Source organism: Xanthomonas sacchari, assembly GCF_040529065.1.
Lineage (GTDB): Bacteria > Pseudomonadota > Gammaproteobacteria > Xanthomonadales > Xanthomonadaceae > Xanthomonas_A > Xanthomonas_A sacchari.
Genome location: NZ_CP132343.1, coordinates 4394742 through 4406448 on the forward strand (window position 1 = coordinate 4394742; position 11707 = coordinate 4406448).

The 11707-nt window shown below is 70.1% G+C and carries 12 protein-coding genes; 7 read left to right on the plus strand and 5 right to left on the minus strand.

Annotation, left to right across the window (positions count from 1 at the left end; genetic code table 11):
* Nucleotides 1–25 precede the first annotated feature (25 nt).
* Nucleotides 26–163 (minus strand): hypothetical protein, encoded by a 138-nt coding sequence (locus tag RAB71_RS18605; RefSeq protein WP_156148525.1) that lies wholly within the window; start codon nucleotides 161–163, stop codon nucleotides 26–28.
* Here RAB71_RS18605 and RAB71_RS18610 point away from each other — a divergent pair.
* Genes RAB71_RS18610 through RAB71_RS18630 form a run of 5 tightly spaced genes read left to right on the plus strand, consistent with a single transcriptional unit; the run spans nucleotide 162 to nucleotide 5528 of the window.
* On the plus strand, nucleotides 162–1316 hold the full coding sequence (locus tag RAB71_RS18610) for an SIS domain-containing protein (protein WP_010341575.1): 1155 nt from the start codon (nucleotides 162–164) through the stop codon (nucleotides 1314–1316). The two genes, RAB71_RS18605 and RAB71_RS18610, sit on opposite strands and share 2 nt — an antisense overlap.
* Complete coding sequence (locus tag RAB71_RS18615; protein ID WP_010341576.1) at nucleotides 1309–2247, plus strand: ROK family protein; 939 nt, start codon at nucleotides 1309–1311, stop codon at nucleotides 2245–2247. The genes RAB71_RS18610 and RAB71_RS18615 overlap by 8 nt, the downstream gene beginning before the upstream one ends.
* A gap of 15 nt (nucleotides 2248–2262) precedes the next feature.
* Nucleotides 2263–3597, plus strand: coding sequence for a D-tagatose-bisphosphate aldolase, class II, non-catalytic subunit (locus RAB71_RS18620; RefSeq protein ID WP_010341577.1), 1335 nt, complete (start codon nucleotides 2263–2265; stop codon nucleotides 3595–3597).
* 33 nt (nucleotides 3598–3630) lie between these two features.
* Nucleotides 3631–4407 (plus strand): DeoR family transcriptional regulator, encoded by a 777-nt coding sequence (locus tag RAB71_RS18625; protein ID WP_010341578.1) that lies wholly within the window; start codon nucleotides 3631–3633, stop codon nucleotides 4405–4407.
* Nucleotides 4404–5528, plus strand: a complete 1125-nt coding sequence (locus tag RAB71_RS18630; RefSeq protein ID WP_010341579.1) for an N-acetylglucosamine-6-phosphate deacetylase — start codon at nucleotides 4404–4406, stop codon at nucleotides 5526–5528. Before RAB71_RS18625 ends, RAB71_RS18630 begins: the two co-directional genes overlap by 4 nt.
* Before the next feature lie 387 nt (nucleotides 5529–5915).
* On the opposite strand, the gene RAB71_RS18635 is transcribed toward RAB71_RS18630, so the two are convergent.
* From RAB71_RS18635 to RAB71_RS18650, 4 genes are all read right to left on the minus strand, one after another.
* Nucleotides 5916–6440, minus strand: a complete 525-nt coding sequence (locus tag RAB71_RS18635; RefSeq protein WP_010341580.1) for a hypothetical protein — start codon at nucleotides 6438–6440, stop codon at nucleotides 5916–5918.
* Nucleotides 6441–6488: 48 nt separating this feature from the next.
* On the minus strand, nucleotides 6489–6782 hold the full coding sequence (locus RAB71_RS18640) for a LysM peptidoglycan-binding domain-containing protein (protein ID WP_010341581.1): 294 nt from the start codon (nucleotides 6780–6782) through the stop codon (nucleotides 6489–6491).
* Between the two features lie 369 nt (nucleotides 6783–7151).
* The gene (gene queF, locus RAB71_RS18645) at nucleotides 7152–7970 is read right to left on the minus strand and encodes an NADPH-dependent 7-cyano-7-deazaguanine reductase QueF (protein WP_010341582.1); all 819 of its coding nucleotides are present in this window, start codon (nucleotides 7968–7970) and stop codon (nucleotides 7152–7154) included.
* 331 nt (nucleotides 7971–8301) lie between these two features.
* Entirely contained in the window at nucleotides 8302–9606 is a 1305-nt protein-coding gene (locus tag RAB71_RS18650) for a M20 family metallopeptidase (protein ID WP_010341583.1), read from the minus strand.
* Nucleotides 9607–9895: 289 nt separating this feature from the next.
* On the opposite strand from RAB71_RS18650, the gene RAB71_RS18655 reads away from it, so the two are divergent.
* Together RAB71_RS18655 and RAB71_RS18660 are read left to right on the plus strand one after the other, a co-directional pair.
* A complete protein-coding gene (locus tag RAB71_RS18655) occupies nucleotides 9896–11134 on the plus strand; it encodes an efflux RND transporter periplasmic adaptor subunit (protein WP_010341584.1) in 1239 nt (412 codons plus the stop codon).
* Nucleotides 11135–11237: 103 nt separating this feature from the next.
* Nucleotides 11238–11678 carry a hypothetical protein gene (locus tag RAB71_RS18660; protein ID WP_010341585.1) on the plus strand — a complete coding sequence of 147 codons (441 nt, stop codon included), beginning with the start codon at nucleotides 11238–11240 and terminating at the stop codon, nucleotides 11676–11678.
* Nucleotides 11679–11707: the final 29 nt, after the last annotated feature.

The window sequence follows — 11707 nt, forward strand, 5'->3', positions numbered from 1 at the left end:
TCAAATCTCCTTTGCGACAGCACCATCATGCGATTTCTTTTGTTTCTGATGTGCTGTAGCCGGGCAAAAGCCCCATCAGACAAATACTTTCTTTTTTCTTTCGATGTTTGACATTTCGAAAGAAAAGCCGGATGGTGCGCTGGCCCAACAGGAACCACCGCATGGACCTCCTTCCGCTTTCCGATGCATCCGCCTGGCAGCGCCTGGGCGGGGCCGCTACCGCCCGCGAGATCGCCCAGCAGCCGGCGCTGTGGCGGACCCTGGCGCAGGACCTGGCGCAGGCCGGCGACCGCCTGCAGGCCTTCCTCGGCGACCGCCTCGCCGATCCGAACCAGCGCGTGCTGTTCACCGGCGCCGGCAGTTCCGGCTTCATCGCCGAGATGGTGGCCGACGCGATCAATGCGCAGTGGCCGGCCGAGGCGCGCGCGGTGCATACCACCAGCCTGCTGACCCATCCGGCGCTGTACCTGCAGCGCGCGCGGCCGACCCTGCTGGTGTCGTTCGGGCGCAGCGGCTCCAGCCCGGAAAGCGTGGCCGCGGTGGAGCGCGTGCGCAGCGACGTGGACGAGGCGCGCTTCCTCGACATCACCTGCAATGCCGATGGCGAACTGGCCCGCCGCGGCGCCGGCCGCGCCGACACCTGCACGCTGCTGATGCCGCCGGCAAGCTGCGACCGCGCCTTCGCCATGACCAGCAGCCTCACCTGCATGCTGCTGGCGGCGCTGAGCGTATTCGACCGCGCGCCGTGGGAAACGCGCAGCGCGCGCCTGCAGCGGCTGGCGGAGCTGGCCGACCACGGCCTGGCGCAGTGGGACGGCGCCGTGGCGGCGCTGGCGCAGCGCCCGTTCGCGCGGGTGATCTATCTTGGCAGCGGCCCGCTGGAAGCGCTGGCGCGCGAGGCCGCACTGAAGGTGCTGGAACTCACCGCCGGCCGCGTGCTGGCGCTGGCCAACACGCCGCTGGGCTTCCGCCACGGCCCCAAGTCCACGCTCGATCGCAGCACCCTGGTGGTGATGCTGCGCAGCGTGCAGCCGCTGGCGCGCCGCTACGAACAGGATCTGCTCGACGAACTGCGCCGCGATGGCGTGGCCGGCCAGGTGCTGGCGATCGGTCCGCATGCGGACATCGGTACCGGCGACGACCACACGCTCGCCGTCGCCGGCCTGGACGATCCGTGGCTGGGGCCGCTGTGGCTGGGCTTCGCGCAGTTGTTCGCGCTGCAGCGTTCGGCCGCGCTCGGCCTGACCCCGGACAACCCGTTCCCCGACGGCACCGTCAACCGCGTGGTCCAGGGCGTCACCATCCACCATGGCTGAGCCTGGCGCGCCCACCTGCTACGGCCTGGACGTCGGCGGCACCAAGATCGAACTGGTGGCCTGCGACGCCGCACTGCAGGTGCTGTGGCGTCACCGCGTGGCCACGCCGCAGGGCGATTACGCCGGCTTCCTGCAGGCGGTGGTGGCGCTGGTGGCCGAGGCCGATGCCGCGCTCGGCCGCCACGACAGCGCGCTCGGCATCGCCCTGCCCGGCGTGCGCGACCGCCGCAGCGGCCGCCAGTTGAGCGCGAACGTGCCGGCGCTAACCGGCCAGTGCGTGGCGCAGGACCTGCAGGCGCGGCTGCCGCGTCCGCTGCGCATCGGCAACGACCTGCAATGCTTCGCGCTGTCCGAGGCGCACGGCGGTGCCGCCGACGGCTATCCCAGCATGTTCGGCGCCATCCTCGGCACCGGCGCCGGCGGCGGCTTCTGCGTGCAGGGCCGCCTGCTCGCCGGCTGCAACGGCATCGCCGGCGAATGGGGCCACTGGAGCGTGCCCGGGCACCTGCTGCAGCGCCATCGCCTGCCGCTGCTCGCCTGCGGCTGCGGCCTGCAGGGCTGCGTGGAGCGCTACGTGTCCGGCAGCGGCGTCGCGGCGATCGCGCGCCATCTCGGCAGCGACGCCGCCGACGCCAGCGCGGTGATCGCCCTGGCCGAGGCCGGCGATGCGCGCGCGCAGCAGGCGCTGGATATCCACCGCGACCTGCTCGGCCACAGCCTGGCCGCCGTGGTGCTGGCGCTGGACCCGCACGTGATCGTGCTCGGCGGCGGGATGTCGCAATACCCGCCGCTGTACCGGCAACTGCCCGAGGCCATCGCCGCGCACCTGTTCGCCGGCGTGCAGGTGCCGCCGATCGTGCCGCCGCGCTTCGGCGATGCCGGCGGCGCCCGCGGCGCCGCGCTGCTGGCCTGCCATCCCGCCTATTCCTGAGCCGCCGGAGTGTCCATGTCGCCCTTGCAGACCCTGCTCGCCTCCCATCGCGCCGGCGCCAACGTCGGCCTGTACAGCGTCTGCTGCAGCAACGACCAGGTGCTGCGCGCGGCGATGCAGGTCGCGCTGGCCCACGACACGCTGCTGCTGGTGGAGGCCACCTCCAACCAGGTGGACCAGTTCGGCGGCTATACCGGCATGACCCCGGCGCAGTACCGCGATTACGTCGGCGCACTGGCCGAGACGGAAGGCTTTCCGCGCGCACGGCTGATCCTGGGCGGCGATCATCTCGGGCCGAATGCCTGGCAGAAGGGGCCGGCCGCCGAGGCCATGGCCCATGCACGCGTGCTGATCGCGCACTACGTCGCTGCGGGGTTCCACAAGATCCACCTGGACTGCAGCATGGCCTGCGCCGACGACCCGGTGCCGCTGCCCGATGCCATCGTCGCCGCCCGGTCGGCCGAACTGGCCGAGATCGCCGAGCGCACCGCTGCCGCACATGGGCTGCCACCACCGGTGTACGTGATCGGCACCGAGGTGCCGATTCCCGGCGGTGAAGCCTCGCTGGCCGGCGGCCTGCAGGTGACCACGCCGGCCGCGGCCGCGCAGACCCTGGCCATCCACCGGCAGGCCTTCGACACGCCGTCGCTGCGCGCGGCGTGGCAGCGGGTGATCGCGCTGGTGGTGCAGCCGGGCGTGGATTTCGACCACAGCAGCGTGCACGACTACGACCAGGCCGCGGCCGCTGCGCTGGCCGATTTCCTCGAGCAGCAGCCGCGCATCGTGTTCGAGGCGCACTCCACCGACTACCAGCGCGAGGACGCGCTGCACGCGCTGGTGCGCGACCACTTCGCCATCCTCAAGGTCGGCCCGGCCGCCACCTTCGCCTATCGCGAAGCGCTGTGCGCGCTGGCGGCGATCGAAGCCGAACTGCTCCCCGCGGCGCAGTGCTCGCAGCTGCCGCAGGTGCTGGACGCGGCGATGCTGGCGCAACCCGGATCCTGGCAGTCCTACTATCCGGGCGACGCGACCCAGCAACGCCTGCTGCGCCGCTATTCCTTCAGCGACCGCTGCCGCTACTACTGGGGCGCGCCGGCGGTGCGCGCGGCGGTGGAGACCTTGTTCGCCAACCTGGAAGCGCATGCGCCGCCGCCGGTGCTGCTCAGCCAGTTCCTGCCCGAGCAGTACCGCGCGGTGCGCGCAGGCCAGCTCGCCAATACCCCGGCGGCGCTGGTCCAGCACCGCATCGGCCTGTGCCTGGGCGAATACGCCCGCGCCTGCAGCGCCAACCGCGCCGGCGCGCGCGCCCCGCACGCCGAAGCGGCTGCCGGCGTCGCGGCGAACGGCTAATCTTGCCGGTCGCCCGCGAATCCGAGAATGGCCATGCGCAACACCCGCTCCCGCCGCCAGCAGATCCTGCAGTCACTGCTCGAACACGGCACGGTGCAGGTCGCCGACCTGGTGGACCGCTTCGGCGTGTCGGCGGTGACCATTCGCGCCGATCTCAACCATTTCGAGGCACAGGGCCTGGCCACCCGCACCCACGGCGGCGCCACGCTGGTGCGCACGCCGCCGCAGGAGCAGGACATCCACGAAAAGGACGCACTGAACCTGCCGCTGAAGGAATCGATCGGCGCCTGTGCCGCGCGCATGGTGCAGCCTGGCGCCAACATCATCATCGACTCCGGTTCGACCACGATGACCCTGGCCCGACATCTGCGCGGGCACCGCGACGTCACGGTGATGACCAACGGCCTCAACATCGCCTGGGAACTGGCCAACGCGCCGGGCATCAACGTGCTGCTCACCGGCGGCCAGTTGCGCCAGCAGTCGCTGTCGCTGCAGGGCAGCCAGGCCGAGGCCAGCCTCAACGCCTACGGTTTCGACACGCTGTTCCTGGGCGTGGACGGCCTGGACCTGCAGTTCGGCCTGACCACCCACGACGAGGCCGAAGCGCGGCTCAACCACCGCATGGTCGAGCGCGCGCGGCGCATCGTGGTGCTGACCGACGCCTCCAAGTTCGGCCGGGTCAGCCTGCACCGCATCGCCCGCCTGGACCAGATCCACGCCATCATCACCGACGCCGGCATCGACGAGGCCACCCGCGAGGGGCTGCAGCGGCTGGGCATCGAGGTGATCATCGCCGAGCCCGCGCCATGACCGATACGCGTTCCCTGCATGGCCGCCTGCTCACCCCGCTGGGCTGGCGCCGCGGCCACGTCCACTTCGACACCCACGTGCGCCGGCTGCAGGTGGACGACCACAGTGGCGGCGACGATCCGCAGCTGCCGCTGATCCTGCCGGGCTTCGTCGACCTGCACGTGCACGGCGCCGCCGGCGTGGACCTGATGCAGGGCGGCGACGCGGCACGGCGCATCGCCCGCACCCACCTGCGCTTCGGCACCACCACCCTGCTGGCGACCACCATGACCGCCGGCGTCGAGGAGATCGCGCACGCACTGCGCGGCGTCGCCGCGACCATGGCCGCGCCCGATGCCGACGCCGCCTGCATCGCCGGCGTGCACCTGGAAGGCCCCTTCATCAGCCCACAGCGGCTGGGCGCGCAGCCCGACCGCACGATCAAGGCCAGCCTCGCCCAGGTCCAGCAATGGCACGCGCTGGCGCCAATCCGGGTGCTGACCCTGGCACCCGAGATCGGTGCGCACACCGCGCTGATTCCGGCGCTGACCGCACTGGGCATCCGCGTGCAGCTCGGCCACAGCGCCGGCAGTTACGAGGACGGCGTGGCGGCGCTGCAGGCCGGCGCGTCCGGCTTCACCCACCTGTTCAACGGCATGACCGGCGTGGACCACTACCGCCCCGGCATTGCCGCCGCAGCGCTGGCGCATGCGCAGTACGCCGAGCTCATTCCCGATCTGCAGCATGTGCACCCCGGGGTCATCCGCCTGGCCGCGCGCGCCATCCCGCGGCTGTACGCGGTGACCGACGCCACCGCCGCCACCGGCATGCCCGATGGCGAATACGCACTGGGCGAGCAGCGCGTGCACAAGTGCGGCGGCTGCGTGCGCCTGGCCAGCGGCTCGCTGGCCGGCAGCGCACTGACCATGGACCAGGCCTTGCGCAACCTGGTGCAGGCGGGCCTGGAACTGGCCGATGCCGCGCAGCGCGTGTCCACGTTTCCGGCCGACTACCTGGGCCTGGGCGATCGCGGCCGCATCGCTCCCGACGCCCGCGCCGACCTGGTGGTGCTGGACAGCGACCTGCGCCTGCGGCAGGTGGTGGTCGGCGGGCGCCTGCTGGAGCTGCACGCGACGCATTGATCGCCGTGCGCGGCAGCGCGGTGCTGGCCAGCGGTGGTGCGCGCAGACGCCGCCGAGTGGACGGCAAGGCATCGTCCAGGACGTGCGTCGGGATGGAAGGGCGCCGCTGATCCGCCGGATGCAGCTTGCGCCTCCGTGGCAGGAGCGGCTGCAGCCGCGACGGGCGTTCCCGGTAAGGCCGGTCGCGGCTGAAGCCGCTCTTACGACGGTTTCCAGGCGATCGGAGCGTCCTGAAGCCCCCACATCTTCTTCCTCCACCACGTCGGCAGTGCTGCCGGAGCATCGGCTCGCGCATAAAAAAGGCGCAGCCTCGCGGCTGCGCCAGCGTGTCGCACGTGCCGGGAGAGAGGCGGCGCGTGCGACCCGTGACCCGGGCTCAGCCCTGGATCACTTCACCTCGAACGTCTGCGGCGTGCCCGCCGCCTGGCCGTTCACGGTGACCTCGGCCTTGTACTGGCCGGCCGGCCAGCCCTTGGGATTGGTGAACTCGAAGTTGGTGGTCTCGGCACCGCTGGTGTTGAGCGTTTCGGTGCGCTCGCCGGCGGTCTGGCCGTCCTGGAACACCAGCTTGGCGCCGACGTTGGCATTGGTGGCCGAGCCCTCGGTCTTCACCGACACGATGATCTTGTCCTTGCTGGCGAGCGTGGTCAGCGGCGCCACCGACTTGTCGGCCGCGGCGGTGTTGCCGACGGCGACTGCGGCGACGTTCACCGCATTGGCGCCAGCAGCAGCGGGCGCGGGCTGTTCTGCCGGCGCAGCCGCGGGACCCGGCATCTGCTCGGTCGGCGCGGACGACGTGGGATCGGGCGACACGGTCTGCTGTTGCTCCTGCTTCTTGCAGCCGGCCAGCGCCAACGCGCCGACCAGTGCGAGCATGAGGGGCGAAAACGAGGACATCGTGCGATTCTTCATCGGTAGAAGACTCCTGTCGGATTAACGAAGAGAGGCGGCAGCAGCGGCTCAGGCGCCGGCGGGCAACTTGAGCGTCTGGCCCGGATAGATCTTGTCGGGGTCGACCAGCACATCGCGGTTGGCCTCGAAGATACGCGTCCATGCATTGCCGTCGCCGTAATGCAGCTTGGCGATCTTGGACAGCGAATCGCCGGACTTGACCACATACACCTGCTGCACCTGTTCGGCGGTGCTGTCGACCTTGCTCTGCACGGCGGAGAAGTCCGGCTTCTGCACGACGTCGGCGGTGGTGTCCACCTTGGCCGTGACTGCCGAAAAATCGGCGCGCTTGTCGCTGTTCATCGCGTGGCTCCCTGCGTGATGGGACGCTGCCACGGTGTCACAGGATTTGTTAAAAAAGGATCGCGCGGCCGTGAACTGCGCCGCTGCGGTTCAGGCGCGTCGCAAGCCTTCCAACGCATCGAGACGTGTCGCTCGAAAGGTCGGCACCGTGCATGCCAGCGAGACCGCGAACACACGCCACCATCGCTCTGTAGCGCATCGTCCCGCCGACGACTGCGCGAACCGCGGTCTGCCGAAGAGAAGTTGACGACAGCGCTACCCTCAGGGCGCTCCTTGTGGGAGGGACTTCAGTCCCGACTGCAGCACTCCCGGCCGCGTCGATGATGTCGCGCGTCGCGGCGGATGGTGCAATCGCGATTTCGGAGGTGCCTACTGACGCAGATCGCGCAGGAAGCTCAGCGGTTCGGCCACATCCGCGGTCGCACGCCAGGGATTGATATCCAGGCCGCCGCGGCGGGTGTAACGCGCCTCCACCTGCAGCGACTGCGGGCGGCAGTGCGTCATCAGGTCGTGGAAGATGCGCTCGACGCATTGCTCGTGGAAGCCGGCGTGCTCGCGGAAACTGATCAGGTAGCGCAGCAGGCCTTCGCGGTCGATGCGGCCGCCGCGGTAGCGCAGGTGCAGCGAGGCCCAGTCCGGCTGGCCGGTGACCGGGCAGTTGGACTTGAGCAATTCACTGGTCAGGGTCTCTTCGACCACCTCGCCGTCGGCGGCGGACAGAAAGTCCGGACGCGGCGGACCGTAGCAGTCGATGGCGATGTCCAGCGCATCCAGCGACTCGCCTTCGCCCAGCGTGTCCATCGGCGGCAGGCCGAATTCCATCGCCACGTCGGCACCGGCGCGTGCCGACAGGTCGGTGACGATGCAGCTGCGCAGCGCTTCGGCGCTGTTGAAGCGCATCGCGTTGAGCGAGTTGAGATAGAGCTTGAGCGACTTGGATTCGATCAGGTTCGGCGAGGCGCACGGCACCTGCAGGGTCGCCGTGGCGACGCAGGGCTTGCCTTGCGCATCGAGCCAGCTCAGTTCATAGGCGTGCCAGCGGTCCACGCCGAAGAACGGCAGCGCCGCGGGATCGAGGCCGATCTCGGTGCGCGCCGCGGCGCGCGGGATGGGAAACAGCAGCGCGGGGTCGTACTGCGACGGATAGGCGACCTCGCGGCCGAGGCTGGAATCCTGGGGGGTGTTCATGCGGTGCAGTGTAGCGGGCGGGTTCTGGCTGGCAGGTGTATGGGGCGGGGATTCGGGAGTTGGAATTCGGGATTGTCAGGAGCGCATCGCGCTGCTTGCGTCGATGCGCCTGCGTCGATTCAGGGCTTCGTGCGTCGCGACTGAAGTCGCTCCCACAGTGGGCGATCGAGCACCGCATGGCGTAGGAGCGGCTTCAGCCGCGACCGACTTCCCGGTAACGCCCGTCGCGGCTGAAGCCGCTCCTACGGCCGTCAATCGGGCCGGACCTATGACGATTCAGCCCGCGCCGCCGCACCCACGCTCTTGCCAATCCCCAATCCCGAATCCCCAATCACTGCTTCAAGTAATCCAACGTCACCTCCAGCATCGCGCGCAGCCCGACATCAAGGGCGGTTTCGTCGAGCAGGAACTGCGGCGAGTGGTTGCTGGGCGCGGTCGCCGGGTCGATGCCGGGGCCGGTGGCGCCGACGAAGAAGAACATCGAGGGCACCTGCTGCGCGTAGAACGAGAAATCCTCCGCGCCCATTTGCAGCGGCGGTTCGTAGACATTGCCGGCACCGACCACGGCCTGCAGGCTGGGCAGCATGCGCGCGGTCAGCGCCTGGTCGTTGACCGTGGCCGGGTTGCCGTCCTGGTCGGGCACGTGCGCCTCGGCCTTGGCGCCGTGCGCGGCGGCGGTGTGCTCGGCCACGGTCTTGAGGTCGGCGAAGATCTGCTGGCGCATGCCCTCGTCGAAGGTGCGGATGGTGCCGACCATCTCCACGTCGTCGGGAATGATGTTGTAGCGGATGCCGCCCTTGATCGCGCCGAAGCTGAGCACCGCCGGCTGCTTGGACAGGTTGGCGCGGCGGCTGATCACGCTCTGCGCGGTGCCGATCAGGTCGGCGCTGGCCACGATCGGGTCGATGCCGTTCCACGGCGCCGAGCCGTGGGTCTGGCGGCCGATCACCTTGATGCTGAAGCGGTCCGAGGCGGCCATCAGCGGGCCGCCGCGCACCGCGATCTTGCCGGCCTGGACGCTGGAGAACACGTGCAGGCCGAACATCGCCTGCGGCTTGAAGTCGCGGAACAGGCCTTCCTTGAGCATCAGCGAGGCGCCGCCCTCCTCGTTGCCCGGCGCACCCTCCTCCGACGGCTGGAACACCAGCATGACCTCGCCCGGCAACTGCGCACGCATCGCCACCAGCGCCTCGGCCACGCCGAGCAAGATCGCGGTGTGCGCATCGTGACCGCAGGCGTGCATCACCCCGACGGTCTCGCCGCGGTACTGCCCGGTGGCCTTGGAGGCGAACGGCAGGCCGGTCTGCTCGGTCACCGGCAGCGCGTCCATGTCCGCGCGCAGGGCGATCTTCGGCCCGGGCAGCGCGCCTTTGATGATGGCCACCACGCCATGATGGGCGATGCCGGTCTGCGGCTTCAGGCCCAGCGCGCGCAGCCGCTCGGCGACCTTGGCGGCGGTGCGCTCCTCGCGGTTGGACAGCTCCGGGTGCTGGTGGAAGTCGCGCCGCCACTCCACCACCTTGGCCTGCAGCCTGGCCGCGGCGGCCGTCACCTCCGGGCGCTCGGCGCTCTGCGCCCAGGCCAGGGCGGGGACGGCGAACAGCAGGGCGGACAGCAGGCGGGACAGGCGCGGCATGGCAGGGCTCCAGATCGGGACGCAACGGGCGTTCAGTCACTGTAGTGCATCGGCGGCCGGCAGGGGGCGGCCATGGACCCGGCTGCGGGGAAAAAACCCTTGCGAATCCGTGTCAACCGATGCGCCGCCGGTGCGTTGCGAGAACGGACGACCGGCCCTGCCCGCCCGCGGGGTCTGTCCCTTCAGTCATGGTCCAATCGCAACGCGCCGGCGATATGCTTTCGCGACCGTTTGCACCAGCCACTGCGGGAGGGTCCCCCACCCCGCCTCGCCACAGGAGTTTCCCCGGATGTCGCGTTTCTGGAAGATTGCGCTGCTGATCCTCGCAGCGGTGGCCGTGGTGCTGGTGGGCATGCGTTTCATGCGCGGCGGGCATCACAAGGGTGGCGGCGGCGACGGCACGGGCGAGGACGGCGACAACACGCCGGTGCCGGTGACGGTGGTCGCCGCAAGCAGCCAGACGGTGCCGATCTACGCCACCGCCACCGGCACGGTGACCGCGCTGAGCACCGTCACCGTCAGCCCGCAGGTCGGCGGTCAGCTGATGAGCCTGAACTTCCGCGAGGGCCAGGAAGTGAAGAAGGGCGAGCTGCTGGCGCAGATCGACCCGCGTTCGCTGCAGGCCAGCTACGACCAGGCCGCGGCGAGCAAGCGCCAGAACCAGGCGCTGCTGGCCACCGCGCGCTCCACCTTCCAGCGCTCCGACTCGCCGGCCTACCGCCAGTACGTGGCCAAGACCGACCTGGACACCCAGCGCAACCAGGTGGCGCAGTACGAAGCGGCCGTCGCCGCCAACGACGCGCAGATGCGCGCGGCGCAGGTGCAGTTGCAGTACACCCGCATCCTCGCCCCCAGTGACGGCATCGCCGGCATCCGCGGCGTGGACGTGGGCAACATCGTCAGCACCAGCAGCACCATCGTCACCATCACCCAGGTGCACCCGATCTACGTGACCTTCAACCTGCCCGAGATCCAGCTGCAGGACGTGCGCCAGGCGCAGGCGGCGGCGCCGCTGCCGGTGACCGCGCTGGACCGCACCGACGCCCACCCCATCGCCAGCGACGGCCAGGTCGACGTGATCGACAACCAGATCAGCGCCGACACCGGCACCTTCAAGGTCCGCGCCGTCTTCCCGAACAACGACCGTGCGCTGTGGCCGGGCCAGTTCGTCAACGTGCGCCTGACCCTGCGCACCGTGCCCGACGGGGTGGTGGTGCCGACCCAGGCGGTGCAGCGCGGTCCCAACGGCGACTACGTGTACGTGGTGCAGGCCGACAACACGGTCAAGATGCAGACGGTGAAGCAGGGCGCGGAAGTGGGCGACAGCCACGTGCAGCTGACCGAGGGCCTGAAGGCCGGCGAGCGGGTGGTCACCGAAGGCCAGTTCCGGCTCAAGCCCGGCACCAAGGTGAACGCGCTGAAGCCGGGCGAGGCGCCGCCGGAGCCGACCGAGGCCGAACTGAAGGCCGCCGAGGGCAAGCAGCAGCGCGGCGGCGGACGCCGCGGCGGTGGCGGCGGGCCACGCTGAGCGTGCCGCGCGGTCCGAGCGCCTCACATCTGGCGTCGCGGCGCGTTTGGATGGCCGGCGGAGAAGCTTCTCTCCGCCGCCCACCCTCCAGAGGAACCACACCATGACCAACGTCGTCATCGCCTCCAACGATCCGCTCGCGCAAAGCCTGCAGGCCTTCCTGATCAATCAGCAGGGCTTCGTCGCCGGCCCGCCGCTGGATCCGCTGGGCAACGGCAACCAACTGTGGATCGTCGCCCACGACAGCGAACTGGGCGACGGCAGCGCATTTCTGAGCAATTTGCTGCAGAACACGGACTTCCCGATGGAGGTCGCCTTCGAGGTGGTGCTGATCGTGTGCAGCGCCGCCAGCCTGGACTTCGGCAGCGAGCTGCTGACGCCGGCCGAGCGCATCGCCAATACGCTCGGCCGCAACGTCATCGCCTCCAGCACCGACGTCTACGGCCAATGGGGGCCGAACGGGCTCGTGTTCCAGGGCAATTTCGTCACGGTGACACCGAACACCGACCTCACCAGTCTGTTCGACCAGTTGACGCTCGACTGACGTAACGCTTTCTCCCGGGTTCCGGCAGC

What these genes read in the sequence shown, in the direction of transcription:
- RAB71_RS18635 (WP_010341580.1), bottom strand. Translation starts at nt 6,440, where the DNA reads ATGAAGAATCGCACGATGTCCTCGTTTTCGCCCCTCATGCTCGCACTG.
- RAB71_RS18640 (WP_010341581.1), bottom strand. Translation starts at nt 6,782, where the DNA reads ATGAACAGCGACAAGCGCGCCGATTTTTCGGCAGTCACGGCCAAGGTG.
- queF (WP_010341582.1), bottom strand. Translation starts at nt 7,970, where the DNA reads ATGAACACCCCCCAGGATTCCAGCCTCGGCCGCGAGGTCGCCTATCCG.
- RAB71_RS18615 (WP_010341576.1), top strand. Translation starts at nt 1,309, where the DNA reads ATGGCTGAGCCTGGCGCGCCCACCTGCTACGGCCTGGACGTCGGCGGC.
- RAB71_RS18625 (WP_010341578.1), top strand. Translation starts at nt 3,631, where the DNA reads ATGCGCAACACCCGCTCCCGCCGCCAGCAGATCCTGCAGTCACTGCTC.
- RAB71_RS18655 (WP_010341584.1), top strand. Translation starts at nt 9,896, where the DNA reads ATGTCGCGTTTCTGGAAGATTGCGCTGCTGATCCTCGCAGCGGTGGCC.
- RAB71_RS18610 (WP_010341575.1), top strand. Translation starts at nt 162, where the DNA reads ATGGACCTCCTTCCGCTTTCCGATGCATCCGCCTGGCAGCGCCTGGGC.
- RAB71_RS18630 (WP_010341579.1), top strand. Translation starts at nt 4,404, where the DNA reads ATGACCGATACGCGTTCCCTGCATGGCCGCCTGCTCACCCCGCTGGGC.
- RAB71_RS18605 (WP_156148525.1), bottom strand. Translation starts at nt 163, where the DNA reads ATGCGGTGGTTCCTGTTGGGCCAGCGCACCATCCGGCTTTTCTTTCGA.
- RAB71_RS18650 (WP_010341583.1), bottom strand. Translation starts at nt 9,606, where the DNA reads ATGCCGCGCCTGTCCCGCCTGCTGTCCGCCCTGCTGTTCGCCGTCCCC.
- RAB71_RS18620 (WP_010341577.1), top strand. Translation starts at nt 2,263, where the DNA reads ATGTCGCCCTTGCAGACCCTGCTCGCCTCCCATCGCGCCGGCGCCAAC.
- RAB71_RS18660 (WP_010341585.1), top strand. Translation starts at nt 11,238, where the DNA reads ATGACCAACGTCGTCATCGCCTCCAACGATCCGCTCGCGCAAAGCCTG.